This is a genomic window from Luteimonas sp. 9C, from assembly GCF_902506295.1.
Lineage (GTDB): Bacteria > Pseudomonadota > Gammaproteobacteria > Xanthomonadales > Xanthomonadaceae > Luteimonas.
In genome coordinates this window covers 1,050,172-1,064,460 of sequence record NZ_LR733312.1, presented here as the reverse complement: position 1 = coordinate 1,064,460, position 14,289 = coordinate 1,050,172, and the positions used below count along the sequence as shown (strand labels likewise).

Sequence of the window (14,289 nt, the reverse complement as noted above, 5' to 3'; positions counted from 1 at the left end):
GACGTCGCTCAGGTCTGGCAGCCCTTGCACCAGTACAGCCGTCGGCCGGCCAGCCGTGACTCGACGATGCGGCCGTCGCCGCGCGGGCAGGGATCGCCCTTGCGCTCGAAGACCTTGAAACCGAACTGCGCACGGGTGCTGGCGAGATAATCCTTGCCGGGCGGCAGTGCATCGTCGTGCTTGGCGCGATAGGCGCGTCGCGGCACGTCGAGCAGCGCGTTCGCCAGCCGGCGACGCTCCCCGGTTGTGAGGTCCTGCAGCAGGCGGTGCGGCGCGAGCCGCGCCTGGAACAGCACCTCCGAGCGCAGGTAGTTGCCCATGCCGGCAGCGAAGCCCTGGTCGAGCAGCAGCATCGCCAGCGTGCGGCGCGCGAAGCGCGGCGTGCGCATGTGCACGAGCAGACCCTTGGCATCCACCGCGGGATCGAGCACGTCCGGCCCGAGCTTGGCGAGATACGGCTGCGCGCCGAGGTCGTCGGTGCGCCACAGCGAGATCGACGGCGCCGCGTACAGCGCCGCGACGCCGCGTAACGTAGCCAGCACCAGCCGTGGGGGCGCGCCGTCGGGCAGGGCATCGAGGTCTTCGACGAACCGCCAGAAGCCGAACAGATGGCTGTGCGTGTACAGCGTCCAGCCGCCCTCGACAGCGGTCAGCAGCGCCTTGCCGCGCGCCTCGACCGCGCCCACGCGCCGGCCTTCGAGCAGGGCGCGCCGGCGCTGCAGTGCAGGATCGATGAAGCGCACACGGGTCAGCGTCTCGTCGACGAGCAGGGTCGACAGGCGATCGGCAAGTGCGTGGGTTTCGGGACCTTCAGGCATCGGCGCATCGAAGCAATGGCGACGTCGCGGCGTCGTGACCGCGCGGCCGGCCGTTGGGGTGCCTTCGGGGTTGCGCTAGATGGACGCCATCCGCCCACCATCGACCGGCAGGCTCACGCCGGTGACGTAGGCCGCCGCCGGCGCGCACAGGAACGCGATCACGCCTGCAGTCTCGGACGGCTCCGCGAAGCGGCCCGCGGGCACGCTGGCGCGCATCGACGCCAGCACCGCGTCCTCGTCCTGACCGGTGCGACGGACGCGGTCCGCGACCACCTGGTCGATGCGGCCGGTGCGGGTGTAGCCCGGCAGCACGTTGTTGACGGTGATGCCGTCGGGCGCAAGCTCGCGCGACAGCGTCTTGGCCCAGCTGGCGACCGCGCCGCGCACGGTATTCGACACGCCCAGGCCGGCGATCGGCTCGCGCACCGACGTCGAGACCACGTTGACGATGCGGCCCCAACGGGCCGCGCGCATCGCGGGCAGGACCGCCTGCACCAGTACCTGGCCGCCGAGCAGGTGACGGCGGAACGCGGCCTCGAATGCATCGAGTGGCGCTTCGTGCGCGCTGCCCCCGGCGGGGCCGCCGGTGTTGTTGACCAGGATCTGCACCGGATGCGCGGCGACGTGCGCGGCGATCGTCGTCTGAAGCAGTCCGGAATCGTCCATGTCGACCGCCAGCGCGTGATGCGTCTGGCCCTGCGCCGTGGGCAGATCGTCGAGCACTGCCTGCAGTGCATCCGCGCGACGCGCGAGCACGGTCACGCTGGCGCCGAGCTGGGCGAGTTCGTGCGCGGTGGCGCGACCGATGCCTTCGGAGGCGCCGCAGACGAGGGCGTGACGGCCTCTGAGATCGAGGTCCATGCGGGGATCAGGCGCGCTTGCCGAGCGATTGCACCATGCGCTCGCGCAGCTGCGCATCGTCGTCGGCCTGCGGCGGCGCGATCTCGTCCATCGCAAAACCGCGCTCGAGTGCGTCCTCGGCATCGAGGCCGTCCCATTCGACGAACTCGGCATCGAGCAGCATGCCGCGTGCGGTGTCCTCGCTGTCGTAGACGAGCGTGTTGCCGTCGCTGTCGAGGACTTCGGCGACGCCGGCATCGCGCACGCGCAGGCGGGCCCAGATCACCGTGCGGCCGATGGATGCGAGCCACCACTGGTCGTGGGTCATGGAACGGAACTCCAAATCAGGGGGCGATCGACCACAGCCACAGCACGGCCGAGGCCGTGAGTGCGCCGAGGATCACCATCAGGGAAATGCGTGCGGGTGTGGCCAGGCCGGTGAACTGCCGGTCTGGCACTTCGTAATAGGTGCCAGCGAGCAGCCAGCGCAGCGCGGCCGGCTGCACGATCGCGTTCTCGCCGAAGCGTCCACGCACCGCGGGGTGCCGGTCGCGCAGATGCACCAGCGACAGCGGCCAGAAGATCACGAACGCGGTGAACCCGCCGATCGCGACGCCGAAAAAGCACAGGGCGAGGAAGAGAGTCACGGTGTGACCGCACTGCGTGGGAACCGGACGTGCGTCCGTCGAAAAGGATGATCGGTGATTCGAAAACGCAAGATTCTTCTCCGGCCGGTGCCCGTGAAGCGATGGTGACCCGCTCTACCGGATCACCGGTCACGAATGACAGATACCGGCGCCTCAGTACTCCGCCTGCCCCGGTGCGCGCGGATACGGGATCGCATCGCGGATGTTCGACAGACCGCAGATGTAGACGATCAGGCGTTCGAAGCCGAGACCGAAGCCCGCGTGCGGCACCGTGCCGTATTTGCGGAAATCGCGATACCAGCTGTAGTGCTCGCGATCGAGGCCGAACTGGTCCATGCGCGCGTCGAGCACGTCGAGTCGTTCCTCGCGCTGCGCGCCGCCGATGATCTCGCCGATGCCGGGCGCCAGCACGTCCATCGCCGCGACGGTCTTGCCGTCGTCGTTGAGGCGCATGTAGAACGCCTTGATGTGCTCGGGATAGTTGGTCACCACGACCGGGCGACCGACGTGCTGCTCGGTCAGCCAGCGCTCGTGCTCGGTCTGCAGGTCCAGGCCCCATTCGACCGGGAACTCGAACTTGTGCCCGGACTTGCGCAGCAGCTCCACCGCGTCGGTGTATTCGATGCGCTCGAAGGGTGCATTGACGAATGCTTCCAGACGCGTGATCGCGTCCTTCTGCACGCGCTCGGCGATGAACGCCATGTCGTCGGCGCGCTCGTCGAGCACCGCGCGGAACAGGTACTTGAGGAACTCCTCGGAGATGCGCGCGTTCTCGGCGAGATCGGCGAACGCGATCTCCGGCTCGATCATCCAGAACTCGGCCAGGTGACGCGTGGTGTGGCTGTTCTCGGCGCGGAACGTCGGGCCGAAGGTGTAGACCTTGCTCATCGCCAGGCAATAGGCCTCGACGTTGAGCTGGCCGGACACGGTGAGGAACGCTTCCTTGCCGAAGAAATCGCGGCTGAAATCGACCTTGCCCTCGCGCATCGGCAGGTTCGCCAGATCCAGCGTCGAGATGCGGAACATCTGGCCCGCGCCTTCGGCGTCGGACGTGGTCACGATCGGCGTGTTGATCCAGTAGTAGCCGTTCTCGTGGAAGTAGCGGTGCGCCGCCTGCGCGAGGCAGTGGCGGATGCGCGTGACCGCGCCGAACAGATTGGTACGCGGGCGCAGATGCGCGACCTCGCGCAGGAATTCCAGCGAATGCGCCTTGGGCTGGATCGGATAGGTCTCCGGATCCTCGACCCAGCCGACGACGTCCAGCGCAGCGGCCTGGATCTCGAAGCTCTGGCCCTGGCCCTGCGACTTGACCAGCGTGCCGGTGGCGATGACCGAGCAGCCCGCGGTCAGACGCTTCACTTCGGATTCGTAGTTGTCGAGCGCGTCCGTCGCGACGACCTGGATCGGCGCGAAGCACGAGCCGTCGCTGACGTTGACGAAGCTCAGCCCCGCCTTGGAATCACGGCGGGTACGGACCCAGCCACGGACGGTGACTTCGCCGCCTTCTGGAATGTGCCCGGCAAGGGCCTGTTGGACGCTGATCGTGGTCATGCCTTGAATCCTGGAAATCCGGTCCGATAACACGCGGCAGCACAGTCTACCGGAGCCGGACTGCGCGCCGGTGGGGCCGTCCGCCAGCGGGCGTTCGGGTCCACGGGAGTACACTCGCGTCATGGCCATTGCACTTGCCCCCGCAGCGCTCGCACGCGCCCGCCGTTTCCTCGCGGCCAGTCCCGATGCACTCGGTCTGCGTTTCGGCGTCACCAAGACCGGCTGCTCCGGCTGGGGCTACGTCGTCGACATCGCCCGTGAGGAACAGCCGGGCGACGCGGTCAGCGAGCAGGACGGCGTGCGCATCTACGTCGATGCGCAGAGCCAGCCGATCGTGGACGGCACCGAGATCGATTTCGCGCAGAAAGGCCTGAACCAGGAATTCGTGTTCCGCAACCCGAACGCCGCCGCGGCCTGCGGCTGCGGCGAGAGCTTCACGACCGATCCGACGAAGTAAGCGCGCTGCGCGCGTTGATCCGCGCCTTCCCGCGCGCGCGAAGGCGGGGATGGGGGCGAACGTTCCGTTCTCGGAAACGCCAGTGCGTCATCCATCGCGTGGATCGACGCTCAGACGACCTGACGGTTTGCCCTATCCAACCCACGCCCGCAGGCGGAGGGCTTCAATCTTCAGCGCTTGCGCCGGAATTCGCTGCGCAGCACGAACCCCGTCGCCAGCAGGCCCAGCAGCGCCATGCCGAACCACGTCAGCGCATAGCTGAGGTGGTTGTTGCGGAACTGCACCATCGTCAGGCCCGGTACCGGCCAGTGGCCGGTGTCGATGCGGTCCTGGGCGTCGATGAAGAAGGGCGCGACCGGACCGTCGACCATGCGCGCGGCCGAGAACTCGGCGGGTGAGCGGGTGTACCAGCGGTCTTCATCCGGCACGTTGGCCCGGAGGAACAGCCCGTGCTGTTCGGGCAGGCGGAGCAGACCGGTGACGCTGACCGTGTCCGACTCGTCGTGCCGCGCACGGCTGTCGCGCGCGCGATGCGCGTTGTCCACGTAGCCGCGGTTGATCCAGACCGCGCCGTCGGGCGTGACCAGCGGGGTCATGATCCAGTAGCCGGGACCGCGTTCGGTCGTCGCATACACCGCGACTTCCTGCGTGTGCAGCAAGCGACCGGTCGCGGTGACGCGGCGGTATTCGTCTTCGGCGGGATTCGGCGCCGAGCGGAACGACGACGCCGGCAAGCGGTCCGGCGACGCGTGCACGCGCGCATCGACGCGTGCGATCAGATCGCGCTTCCACTGCAGGCGTTCCACCTGCCACACACCGAGGGCGATGAAGCCCAGGGTGGCGGCGATCAGGAACACCAGCAGCGCCCAGCGGATGACCGGGCGTGCGGTGACGCGGGATGCTCCGCTCATGGATCGTCCGTCGTCAGGGCGCCTGTCGCATCTGCTCGGGCGACATCGGCATCATGTTGGCCTCGAGATGGTGCATGACCCACAGCGACCCGACCAGCGCGATGACGATGATGATGCCGGTGAAGAGCAGCGACATCAGGATCCAGCCGCCTTCGGATTTCCGGTTCATGTGCAGGAAGTAGACCATGTGCACGACGATCTGCACGGCGCCGAAGAACATGATCAGCGCGACCGTCCAGACGCGGCTTTCCAGCACGTCGCCCATGACCAGCCAGAACGGGATCACGGTGAGGATGACCGACAGGACGAAGCCGATCACGTAGTCGCGCATGCTGCCGTGGCCGTGCGCATCGTGCGCCGACTCGTGGGCGGGGTGGTGCTGCGCCGGGGTGTTTGTGTTGGTGCTCATCCCACGACTCCCATCAAGTACACATACGAGAACACGCCGATCCAGATCACGTCGAGGAAGTGCCAGAACATCGACAGGCACATCAGGCGGCGGTTGTTGGCGGCGGTCAGGCCGTGCTTCTTCAGCTGCACGACCAGCGTCACCAGCCAGATCAGGCCGAAGGTCACGTGCAGGCCGTGCGTGCCGACCAGGGTGAAGAACGACGATAGGAACGCGCTGCGCTGCGGCGTCGCCCCCAGGTGGGCGAGGTGATGGAACTCGTAGAGTTCGATGCACAGGAACGCCAGGCCGAACAGGCCGGTGACGAGCAGCCACAGGATCGTGCCGCGCACGTTGTTCCGGTAGGAGTTCAGCATCGCGAACCCGTAGGTGATCGACGAGAACAGCAGCATGAACGTCGCGACCAGGATCAGCTTCAGGTCGAACAGGTCGGCCGGCGACGGGCCGGCCGCATAGTTGCGGCCGAGCACGGCGTGGACGGCGAACAGGATGGCGAAGATGAGGCAGTCGCTCATCAGGTACATCCAGAAACCGAGGTTGGTGCCGGTTTCGGGATGGTGCTCGTGCCCGTCGTCGTGGGCGTGCAGATCCTCGATCACGTGGTAGACGCGCTCGGTGGTCCCGCTCTGGGTTTGAATCGTGTGTGCCATGTTCAGAGTGCCTGCTGTGCGAGCGCGCGGGTGCGCGCATCCTCGGTGTCCGTCACTTCCTGGGCCGGGATGTAGAACTCGCGGTCGTAATTGAAGGTGTGCCAGATCGCCGCGACGATCAGACCCACGAACGACACGCCGGCCAGCCACCAGATGTGCCACACCAGGCCGAAGGCCAGGACCACGCTGATCGCCGACAGCACCACGCCGGCGCCCGTGTTCTTGGGCATGTGGATCGGCACGAAGCCGGTCGTCGGGCGCTGGTAGCCGTGCTTCTTCATGTCGTTCCACGCGTCGATCTCATGGACGACCGGGGTGAACGCGAAGTTGTAGCTCGGCGGCGGCGAGGACGTCGCCCATTCCAGGGTGCGGCCGTTCCACGGATCACCGGTGGTGTCGACCAGCTTCTTGCGGTTCTTGACCGCCACCGCGATCGACATCAGGAAAGCCAGGATGCCCGCGCCCACCAGCGCGGCACCGACCGCCGCGACGATGAAGAACACCGACAGCGAGGTGTCCTCGAACTGGCTCAGGCGACGGGTGATGCCCATCAGACCCATGATGTAGAGCGGGGTGAACGCGAGCCAGAACCCGACCAGCCAGCACCAGAACGAGACCTTGCCCCAGAACTCGTCGAGCTTGAAGCCGAAGGCCTTCGGGAACCAGTACACCATGCCGGCGAACAGGCCGAAGACCACGCCGCCGATGATGACGTTGTGGAAGTGCGCCACCAGGAACAGGCTGTTGTGCAGCACGAAGTCCGCCGGCGGCACCGCCAGCAGCACGCCGGTCATGCCACCGATGACGAAGGTGAACATGAAACCGACCGTCCACAGCATCGGCACGTCGAAGCGGATGCGGCCCTTGTACATCGTGAAGAGCCAATTGAAGATCTTCGCGCCCGTCGGGATCGAGATGATCATCGTCGTGATGCCGAAGAACGCGTTGACGCTCGCGCCCGAGCCCATGGTGAAGAAGTGGTGCAGCCACACCAGGTACGACAGGATGGTGATCACCGCGGTCGCGTAGACCATCGACGTATAGCCGAACAGACGCTTGCCGCAGTACGTCGCGACGACCTCGGAGAAGATGCCGAAGGCCGGCAGGATCAGGATATAGACTTCCGGGTGACCCCAGATCCAGATCAGGTTCACGTACATCATCGGATTGCCGCCGAGATCGTTCGTGAAGAAGTTCGTGCCGACGTAGCGGTCCATCGTCAGCAGCGCCAGCGTCGCCGTCAGGATCGGGAACGAGGCGACGATCAGGATGTTGGTGCAGAGCGAGGTCCAGGTGAAGATCGGCATGCGCATGAGCTTCATGCCCGGCGCACGCATCTTGACGATGGTCACGATCAGGTTGATGCCCGACAGCGTGGTACCCACGCCCGCCACCTGTAGACCCCACAGGTAGTAGTCCATGCCGGTGCCCGGACTGTAATCGGCGCCCGACAGCGGCGGATACGCCAGCCAGCCGGTGCGCGCGAATTCGCCCACGAACAGCGAGATCATGATCAGCACCGCGCCCGCGGTGGTCATCCAGAAGCTGAAGTTGTTGAGGAACGGGAACGAGACGTCACGTGCGCCGATCTGCAGCGGCACCACGTAGTTCATCAGGCCCGTCACCAGCGGCATGGCCACGAAGAAGATCATGATCACGCCGTGCGCGGTGAAGATCTGGTCGTAGTGGTGCGGGGGCAGGAAGCCCTCGCTGCCGCTCGCCGCCATCGCCTGGTGCGCGCGCATCAGCACCGCGTCGGAGAAGCCGCGCAGCAGCATCACGATTGCGAGGATGCAATACATGATGCCGATCTTCTTGTGGTCGATGCTGGTGAACCATTCCTTCCACAGGTACCCCCAGAGGCGGTACTTGGTCAGCAGGAAGAGCAGGGCGATTCCGCCCAGCACGACGCCGACGAAGGTGACGCCCACCACGGGGTCATGGAGAAACGGCAGTGCATCGAGCGAGAGTCGCCCGATCCACGGTGAGTTGAGCTGGTCCTGGGGTGCGGACATGGGGTTCCTGCCTGGTACTGGTTATTGCGTTTGAGCGATGCGGACGGTCAGCGCGCCGGGGGCGCGCCGTCGTCGTCAGGCTTGCCGGGCGCGCCTTCCTGCTGCGGGGCCTGGCCCGGCGGGATCGGCTTGACGCCCTCGTCGTCGTCCTCGTTGGTCGGCGTCGGCTGCGGGGTGTCCTCTTCCGGCGACACGGCGCGCGGCTGGTGGCCCTGGGGCTCGTCGCCACGTGCTTCGCGACCGGCTTCGGGGAACGTCGCTGCCGGCGCCGCGACCGGATCGTCGGCATGGCGGTTGTCGTAACGCAGACGGGCGTAGTTCTCGAGGCTGTCCACGCCACCGCCGCCGCTGCGGTCGATGTGCGCCATCTCATGCACGCACATCGAGCCCGGCGCGACGCACATGTTGAGGATGGCCTCGTACAACGACGGGTCGACATCGTTGAAGTAGCGCACCGGCTCGCGCTCCGACGGACGCTCGAGCACAAGGTATTCGTCGCGGCCCAGGGTCACGCCTTCGGCGCGCGCCTTCTCCACCCATGCGTCGAACCCGTCCTGGGTCAGGCCGTGGAAGTTGAAGTGCATGTGCGAGAAGCCGTCGCCGCTGAAATTGCCGGAGAAGCCCTTGTAGACGCCTTCCTTGTTGATGACGGCGTTGAGGTTGGTCTCCATGCCCGGCATCGCGTAGATCTGCCCCGCGAGCGCCGGCACGAAGAACGAGTTCATGATCGACGACGAGGTGAGGCGGAACCGGATCGGCGTGTTTACCGGCGCGGCGAGCTCGTTGACCGTCGCGATGCCCTGCTCGGGATAGAAGAACAGCCATTTCCAGTCCACCGCGACCACTTCGACGACCAGCGGTTCGACGCCGTCGGCGATCGGCGTGTTGGCGTCGATCCGGTCGAGCGGGCGGTACGGATCGAGCTTGTGGGTCGCGATCCAGGTGACCGTGCCCAGCACCAGGATGATCGCCAGCGGCGCCGACCAGATCACCAGCTCCAGGCGGGTGGAGTGGTGCCACTCGGGCGCGTACTCGGCGTCCTTGTTCGACTCGCGGTATTTCCAGGCGAAGAAGAACGTCAGGAAGATCACCGGCACGATGATCAGCAGCATCAGGACCGTGGACAGCACGATCAGGTCGCGCTGCTGGACGGCGATGTCGCCGGCCGGGGACATCACGACCCAGTCGCAGCTCGACAGCAGCGTGGCTGCCAGCAGCAGCGCGGAGATTCGGAATATGGATTTCATGGGGGGATCAACGACAACGGGAGAGGAAAACGACTTGACGGAGGCGCCACGGCGCGGCCGCTAGCGTGGGGGTGTGGCGGGGTGCCGGCCGTTGCTGTGATGCATCTTGCTTGGCGGGCCCGTTTCGGGGTCACAATGCGGTGCATTATCCCCCATAACGATCCCCATAACGACCGGAGAGAGCGCGCAGATGAGCGAACCCGTACAGCAGGCCACCACCGGTCTCGACGATGCACCGGAGTCCGATGACCTGGACATCTCGCCCGGCAAGATCGCATTCCCGGTGGTGATGGGGCGGACCTCGGAATTCTTCGACTTCTTCGTCTATGGCATCGCCGCGGTGCTGGTGTTTCCGTACCTGTTCTTTCCCGACAGCGATCCGGTGCAGGCGACGCTCAAGTCGTTCGCCGTGTTCTCGCTGGCCTTCATCGCCCGGCCGATCGGCTCGATCATCTTCATGGCGATCGACCGCAACTTCAGTCGCGCGGCCAAGCTGATCGGCGCGCTGTTCCTGCTGTGCGGATCGACGATGGCCATCGCCTTCCTTCCCAGCTACGCGCAGGCCGGCATGCTCGCGCCCGTGCTGCTCGCGGTGTTCCGCTTCGGCCAGGGCCTGGGCTGGGGCGGCGCCTGGGACGGCCTGCCGTCGCTGCTGTCTTTGAGCGCCCCGGCCAACCGCCGCGGCTGGTACGCGATGGTCCCGCAGCTCGGCGCCGCGCTCGGCTTCATGCTCGCCTGCGGCATGTTCTACGTGTTCACGCGCGTGCTCAGCCAGGAGGACTTCATGGCCTGGGGCTGGCGCTTCCCGTTCTTCGTCGCGCTGGCGCTCAACGTCGTCGCGCTGTTCGCGCGCCTGCGTCTGGTGGTCACGCCGGAGTTCAAGCGCCTGTTCGACGAGAAGGAGCTGCAGCCGCGGCGCGTGATCGAAACCATCCGCACCCATCCCCGCCAGGTGTTCGTGGGCGCGCTGATCCCGCTGGCGACCTACGCCATGTTCCACCTGGTGACGATCTTCCCGCTGAGCTGGACCACGCTCTACACCGACCACAACGCCGCCGACTTCCTCGGCAGCCTGTTCCTGGGGTCGGTCGTGGGCGGTCTGGGCATCATGCTGTCGGGCATCCTCGCCGATCGTGTGGGCCGACGGGGGCAACTGGCGATCGCCGCAGTGCTGATCGCGATCTTCAGCTTCTTCGCCGCGCCGCTGCTGGGCAGTGACACCACGGGCGGTCGCACCACCTATGTGATCGTCGGCTTCGCGCTGCTGGGACTGTCGCTGGGCCAGGCGAGCAACGCGATCGCCTCGCGCTTCGAGAGCATCTACCGCTACACCGGCGCGGCGGTGACGTCCGATATCGCGTGGCTCGTCGGTGCGGGTTTCGCGCCGCTGGTCGCACTGGGCCTGTGCAGCAAGTTCGGCCTGGCCTACGTTGGCTACTACCTGCTGTCGGGCGCGGTGGTGACGCTGGCCGCGCTGGCCTTCAGCCGCACGCTCGAAACGGTGCGCTGAGCCAGCGCGCCGGATGCCGCGCACGCACGCGCCCCCTCGGGGGGCGTGCGGGTTGCGGGACGGGCGAACTTGCACGGCTGCGGTCCTCGGCTCCGCAATGGCGGAGATCGTCTTCGACTGGGGTGGATCCGGCCGGTCGGCGCGTCTGAAGGCTTGCGCCCCGGCACGTGTATTTCACCACGTCGCGCAGGTCAGTGAGACTGCGACCGAATGTCGCAGCGCAGCGCGCATGGTCTTGAGCGCGCCCGCCCGCTTGCCCGCGCGGGCCGCTTCTGTGAGAATGCCCGGCTCCCTGCGACGCCTGTCGTCGGGAGCCCTTGCCCCACCGTGCGGCCGCGCCGCGGACGGGGGGCTATCCAGGCCGGCGCGAAAGCGGGGTCGATATCCGAAAGGAAACCAACATGCGTCATTACGAAGTCGTGTTCCTGGTCCATCCGGACCAGAGCGAGCAGGTGCCCGCGATGATCGAGCGCTACAAGTCGCTGATCGAAGGTGCCGAAGGCAAGATCCACCGTCTGGAAGACTGGGGCCGCCGCCAGCTGGCGTACCCGATCAACAATCTGGTCAAGGCCCACTATGTGATGTTCAACATCGAAGTCGGCCAGGCCGGCCTCGACGAGCTCGTCGAAGCGTTCCGCTTCAACGACGCCGTGTTGCGTCACCTGGTGGTGCGCCGCGACGAGGCGGACACCGAGCAGTCCCTGATCATGAAGAACAAGGACGAGAAGGGTGACAAGCCTGAGCGTGGCGAGCGTCGTCGCCGTGACGACGAAGGCGACTCTGCCGGCAACGATGCCGACGCAGACAAGTCCGACAACTCCGCCGAAGCCGCCTGAGGATCACGCACATGTCCAAGTTCTTCCGCCGCCGCAAGTTCTGCAAGTTCACCGCCGAGGGTGTCAAGGAGATCGATTACAAGGATCTCAACACCCTGCGCCAGAACCTCACCGAGAACGGCAAGATCGTCCCGAGCCGCATCACCGGTACGAAGTCGCGTTACCAGCGCCAGCTGGCCACGGCCGTCAAGCGCGCGCGTTTCCTCGCGCTGATCCCGTACACCGACAACCACAACGTCTGAGCCCGCCGGGTTTCGCGCGTTCTCGTCCGATTCGGACAGCACTCGTTGCGGCGCCCATGCGCCGCTAACGGATACGGAGCAACACCATGCAACTGATTCTTCTGCAGAAGGTCACCAACCTCGGCAACCTCGGTGACAAGGTCAACGTGAAGCCGGGCTACGGCCGCAACTTCCTGGTGCCGCAGGGCAAGGCCGTGCCGGCCACCACCAAGAGCATCGCCGAGTTCGAAGCGCGCCGCGCCGAGTACGAGGCCAAGGCCCAGTCGCAGCTCGACGAGGCGCAGCAGCGTCTTGCCAAGCTCGAAGGCGCCAGCGTCACGATCTACGCGAACGCGTCGACCGAAGGCAAGCTCTACGGTTCAGTCGGTCCGCGCGAGATCGCCGACGCGCTGACCAAGGCGGTAACGCCGGTCAACAAGTCGGAAGTCGTGCTGGGTGAAGGCGCGTTCCGCAACACCGGCGAGTTCGAGGTCGTGGTGCACCTGCACGCCGACGCCGAGACCACCGTCAAGGTCGTCATCGAAGGTGAGGTCGCCTGATCCTTCGGATCGGGTAGTCCTGAACGGGCGCCGCGAGGCGCCCGTTTTCGTTTGGGGATCCGGCGCGCCTGCCGGCTGCGGCGGTCGCCCGGCATCTTATCCACAGGTTGTGGGGTCGCGTGTCCACAGGCGCACGGCCTAGCATCCGATCGCAGCATTCCGTTCTTCGACACCGAGACCCATGGCCGCACGCAACGATTACCGCAACAACGACCGCGATCGACACGAGCGCAGCGATCCGCGCGTCGAACAGCTGCGCGTGCCGCCGCAGTCGGTGGAGGCCGAGCAGGCGGTCCTCGGTGGCCTGATGCTGGTACCCGACGCATTCGACCGCATCGCCGACCTGCTGGTGCCGGACGACTTCTACCGCCGCGACCACCAGAAGATCTATGCCGCGATCCAGGAACTGGCGGAGAAGAGCAAGCCCTTCGACGCGGTCACGCTCGGCGAATGGTTCGAGTCCAACGGGCTGTCGGAACTCGTCGCCGGGGGCGCCTACCTGGGCGAACTGGCCAGCACCACGCCGTCGGCGGCCAACATTCGCGCGTATGCGGAAATCGTCCGCGACAAGGCCATCCTGCGGCAGCTGATCGAAGTGGGCACCGAGATCGTCAACGACGGTTTCCAGCCCGACGGACGCGACAGCAGCGAGATCCTGGCCAAGGCCGAGCAGCAGGTGTTCAAGATCGCCGAGGCCGGCGCGCAGGGACGCACCGACTTCACCGCGATCAACAAGGCGATGGCCGACGCCTTCGACGTGCTGCAGACGCGCTACACCAACGGCGGCGGCGTGACCGGCCTGCCGACCGGCTACACCGAGTTCGACGAGATGACCGCCGGCCTGCAGCCGACGGATCTGATCATCCTCGCCGCGCGTCCGGCGATGGGCAAGACGACGTTCGCGCTGAACATCGCCGAGTACGCGGCGATCAAGACCAAGAAGGCGGTCGGCGTGTTCTCGATGGAAATGTCGGCCAGCCAGCTCGCGCTGCGCCTGATTTCCTCCAACGGCCGCATCAATGCCACGCGCCTGCGCACCGGCGCGCTCGAGGACGAGGACTGGAGCCGCGTCAGCAGCGCGATCCGGATGCTCAAGGAGACCAAGATCTTTATCGACGACACGCCGGGTCTGGGTCCCGACGTGTTGCGGGCGAAGTGCCGACGCCTGAAGCGCGAGCACGATCTGGGCCTGATCGTCATCGACTACCTGCAGCTGATGTCGGTGCCGGGCAACAGCGAGAACCGCGCGACCGAGATCTCGGAGATCTCGCGTTCGCTCAAGGGGTTGGCCAAGGAGCTCAACGTGCCGGTGATGGCACTCTCGCAGCTCAACCGCTCGCTGGAAACGCGCGCCGACAAGCGCCCGGTGATGGCCGACCTGCGCGAATCGGGCGCCATCGAGCAGGACGCCGACATCATCGTCTTCATCTACCGCGACGATTACTACAACAAGGAAACGTCGCCGGACAAAGGTCTGGCCGAGATCATCATCGGCAAGCAGCGTAGCGGCCCGACGGGCTCGGTGAAGCTGAAGTTCTTCGGCGAGTACACGCGCTTCGACAATCTCTCGCACGATTCGATCGGCAGCTTCGAGTAAGGCCGCGGTTCACCCGAGCG

Annotated in this window: 16 protein-coding genes; 6 read left to right on the top strand and 10 right to left on the bottom strand. The window is 66.3% G+C overall.

The window, feature by feature from the left end; all coding sequences use genetic code 11:
• Positions 1–8: 8 nt before the first annotated feature.
• From CURTO8I2_RS04620 to asnS, 5 genes are all read right to left on the bottom strand, one after another.
• Positions 9–818, bottom strand: coding sequence for a DNA-formamidopyrimidine glycosylase family protein (locus tag CURTO8I2_RS04620; RefSeq protein WP_159679072.1), 810 nt, complete (start codon positions 816–818; stop codon positions 9–11).
• A 75-nt stretch (positions 819–893) separates the two neighbouring features.
• Positions 894–1,679, bottom strand: a complete 786-nt coding sequence (locus tag CURTO8I2_RS04615; RefSeq protein ID WP_159679070.1) for an SDR family NAD(P)-dependent oxidoreductase — start codon at positions 1,677–1,679, stop codon at positions 894–896.
• Positions 1,680–1,686: 7 nt separating this feature from the next.
• The gene (locus tag CURTO8I2_RS04610) at positions 1,687–1,986 is read right to left on the bottom strand and encodes a hypothetical protein (protein WP_159679068.1); all 300 of its coding nucleotides are present in this window, start codon (positions 1,984–1,986) and stop codon (positions 1,687–1,689) included.
• 16 nt (positions 1,987–2,002) lie between these two features.
• Positions 2,003–2,305 carry a hypothetical protein gene (locus CURTO8I2_RS04605; protein ID WP_159679066.1) on the bottom strand — a complete coding sequence of 101 codons (303 nt, stop codon included), beginning with the start codon at positions 2,303–2,305 and terminating at the stop codon, positions 2,003–2,005.
• 153 nt (positions 2,306–2,458) lie between these two features.
• Complete coding sequence (gene asnS / locus CURTO8I2_RS04600) at positions 2,459–3,856, bottom strand: asparagine--tRNA ligase (protein ID WP_159679064.1); 1,398 nt, start codon at positions 3,854–3,856, stop codon at positions 2,459–2,461.
• Between the two features lie 121 nt (positions 3,857–3,977).
• Between asnS and CURTO8I2_RS04595 the strand changes: the two genes are divergently transcribed.
• A complete protein-coding gene (locus tag CURTO8I2_RS04595) occupies positions 3,978–4,313 on the top strand; it encodes an iron-sulfur cluster assembly accessory protein (RefSeq protein WP_159679062.1) in 336 nt (111 codons plus the stop codon).
• A gap of 170 nt (positions 4,314–4,483) precedes the next feature.
• Here CURTO8I2_RS04595 and CURTO8I2_RS04590 read toward each other — a convergent pair whose 3' ends face one another.
• Genes CURTO8I2_RS04590 through cyoA form a run of 5 tightly spaced genes read right to left on the bottom strand, consistent with a single transcriptional unit; the run spans position 4,484 to position 9,545 of the window.
• The gene (locus tag CURTO8I2_RS04590) at positions 4,484–5,224 is read right to left on the bottom strand and encodes an SURF1 family protein (protein ID WP_159679061.1); all 741 of its coding nucleotides are present in this window, start codon (positions 5,222–5,224) and stop codon (positions 4,484–4,486) included.
• 13 nt (positions 5,225–5,237) lie between these two features.
• Complete coding sequence (cyoD, locus tag CURTO8I2_RS04585) at positions 5,238–5,633, bottom strand: cytochrome o ubiquinol oxidase subunit IV (protein WP_159679059.1); 396 nt, start codon at positions 5,631–5,633, stop codon at positions 5,238–5,240.
• Positions 5,630–6,283, bottom strand: coding sequence for a cytochrome o ubiquinol oxidase subunit III (gene cyoC / locus CURTO8I2_RS04580; protein WP_159679057.1), 654 nt, complete (start codon positions 6,281–6,283; stop codon positions 5,630–5,632). The genes cyoD and cyoC overlap by 4 nt, the downstream gene beginning before the upstream one ends.
• Positions 6,284–6,285: 2 nt before the next feature.
• The gene (cyoB, locus tag CURTO8I2_RS04575; RefSeq protein WP_159679055.1) at positions 6,286–8,298 is read right to left on the bottom strand and encodes a cytochrome o ubiquinol oxidase subunit I; all 2,013 of its coding nucleotides are present in this window, start codon (positions 8,296–8,298) and stop codon (positions 6,286–6,288) included.
• Positions 8,299–8,345: 47 nt separating this feature from the next.
• Complete coding sequence (gene cyoA, locus CURTO8I2_RS04570; protein ID WP_159679053.1) at positions 8,346–9,545, bottom strand: ubiquinol oxidase subunit II; 1,200 nt, start codon at positions 9,543–9,545, stop codon at positions 8,346–8,348.
• Positions 9,546–9,735: 190 nt separating this feature from the next.
• On the opposite strand from cyoA, the gene CURTO8I2_RS04565 reads away from it, so the two are divergent.
• The 5 genes from CURTO8I2_RS04565 (at position 9,736) to CURTO8I2_RS04545 (ending at position 14,269) form a co-directional block, all read left to right on the top strand.
• Positions 9,736–11,055 (top strand): MFS transporter, encoded by a 1,320-nt coding sequence (locus tag CURTO8I2_RS04565; protein WP_159679051.1) that lies wholly within the window; start codon positions 9,736–9,738, stop codon positions 11,053–11,055.
• Positions 11,056–11,456: 401 nt separating this feature from the next.
• Positions 11,457–11,891 carry a 30S ribosomal protein S6 gene (gene rpsF, locus CURTO8I2_RS04560; protein ID WP_159679049.1) on the top strand — a complete coding sequence of 145 codons (435 nt, stop codon included), beginning with the start codon at positions 11,457–11,459 and terminating at the stop codon, positions 11,889–11,891.
• An 11-nt stretch (positions 11,892–11,902) separates the two neighbouring features.
• Positions 11,903–12,133 (top strand): 30S ribosomal protein S18, encoded by a 231-nt coding sequence (gene rpsR / locus CURTO8I2_RS04555; RefSeq protein WP_096208774.1) that lies wholly within the window; start codon positions 11,903–11,905, stop codon positions 12,131–12,133.
• A gap of 86 nt (positions 12,134–12,219) precedes the next feature.
• Positions 12,220–12,672 carry a 50S ribosomal protein L9 gene (gene rplI / locus CURTO8I2_RS04550; protein ID WP_159679047.1) on the top strand — a complete coding sequence of 151 codons (453 nt, stop codon included), beginning with the start codon at positions 12,220–12,222 and terminating at the stop codon, positions 12,670–12,672.
• A 181-nt stretch (positions 12,673–12,853) separates the two neighbouring features.
• A complete protein-coding gene (locus CURTO8I2_RS04545; RefSeq protein WP_159679045.1) occupies positions 12,854–14,269 on the top strand; it encodes a replicative DNA helicase in 1,416 nt (471 codons plus the stop codon).
• Positions 14,270–14,289: the final 20 nt, after the last annotated feature.

Bases quoted from the DNA above. Each gene is read 5' to 3' on its own strand.
- cyoB (WP_159679055.1), bottom strand. From the start codon at position 8,298: ATGTCCGCACCCCAGGACCAGCTCAACTCACCGTGGATCGGGCGACTC.
- cyoD (WP_159679059.1), bottom strand. From the start codon at position 5,633: ATGAGCACCAACACAAACACCCCGGCGCAGCACCACCCCGCCCACGAG.
- CURTO8I2_RS04615 (WP_159679070.1), bottom strand. From the start codon at position 1,679: ATGGACCTCGATCTCAGAGGCCGTCACGCCCTCGTCTGCGGCGCCTCC.
- CURTO8I2_RS04545 (WP_159679045.1), top strand. From the start codon at position 12,854: ATGGCCGCACGCAACGATTACCGCAACAACGACCGCGATCGACACGAG.
- CURTO8I2_RS04590 (WP_159679061.1), bottom strand. From the start codon at position 5,224: ATGAGCGGAGCATCCCGCGTCACCGCACGCCCGGTCATCCGCTGGGCG.
- CURTO8I2_RS04610 (WP_159679068.1), bottom strand. From the start codon at position 1,986: ATGACCCACGACCAGTGGTGGCTCGCATCCATCGGCCGCACGGTGATC.
- CURTO8I2_RS04595 (WP_159679062.1), top strand. From the start codon at position 3,978: ATGGCCATTGCACTTGCCCCCGCAGCGCTCGCACGCGCCCGCCGTTTC.
- CURTO8I2_RS04620 (WP_159679072.1), bottom strand. From the start codon at position 818: ATGCCTGAAGGTCCCGAAACCCACGCACTTGCCGATCGCCTGTCGACC.
- CURTO8I2_RS04565 (WP_159679051.1), top strand. From the start codon at position 9,736: ATGAGCGAACCCGTACAGCAGGCCACCACCGGTCTCGACGATGCACCG.
- cyoA (WP_159679053.1), bottom strand. From the start codon at position 9,545: ATGAAATCCATATTCCGAATCTCCGCGCTGCTGCTGGCAGCCACGCTG.
- asnS (WP_159679064.1), bottom strand. From the start codon at position 3,856: ATGACCACGATCAGCGTCCAACAGGCCCTTGCCGGGCACATTCCAGAA.
- rplI (WP_159679047.1), top strand. From the start codon at position 12,220: ATGCAACTGATTCTTCTGCAGAAGGTCACCAACCTCGGCAACCTCGGT.
- rpsF (WP_159679049.1), top strand. From the start codon at position 11,457: ATGCGTCATTACGAAGTCGTGTTCCTGGTCCATCCGGACCAGAGCGAG.
- cyoC (WP_159679057.1), bottom strand. From the start codon at position 6,283: ATGGCACACACGATTCAAACCCAGAGCGGGACCACCGAGCGCGTCTAC.
- rpsR (WP_096208774.1), top strand. From the start codon at position 11,903: ATGTCCAAGTTCTTCCGCCGCCGCAAGTTCTGCAAGTTCACCGCCGAG.